The following is a 214-nucleotide window of genomic DNA, read 5'->3' on the forward strand; positions in this document are numbered from 1 at the left end:
GGACGACGGCTCCTCAGCGGGTCATGCCGTGGCCGTGATCGGCGGCTCCCCGGTCGATGGACCCTGAAGCGCCGCAGCGAGGCGGGCGGCGAGCGCCGCGTTGTTCTTCACGAGGGCGATGTTGGTGACCAAGCTGCGGCCGCCCGTCAACGCAAGGATGCGGGAGAGAAGGAAGGGCGTCACCGCCTTGCCGGTGACCCCGGCCTCATCGGCC

At 71.0% G+C, this 214-nt stretch carries 1 protein-coding gene; it reads right to left on the minus strand.

The annotated features are described in order from the left end of the window. Positions 1-21 precede the first annotated feature (21 nt). Positions 22-214, minus strand: a 193-nt coding sequence (locus WDW90_RS41350) for a pseudouridine-5'-phosphate glycosidase (RefSeq protein ID WP_336493154.1), incomplete at its 5' end; no start/stop codon positions are given.

It is taken from the genome of Methylobacterium nigriterrae, assembly GCF_037106235.1.
In the GTDB taxonomy this organism is placed as follows: Bacteria; Pseudomonadota; Alphaproteobacteria; order Rhizobiales; family Beijerinckiaceae; genus Methylobacterium; species Methylobacterium nigriterrae.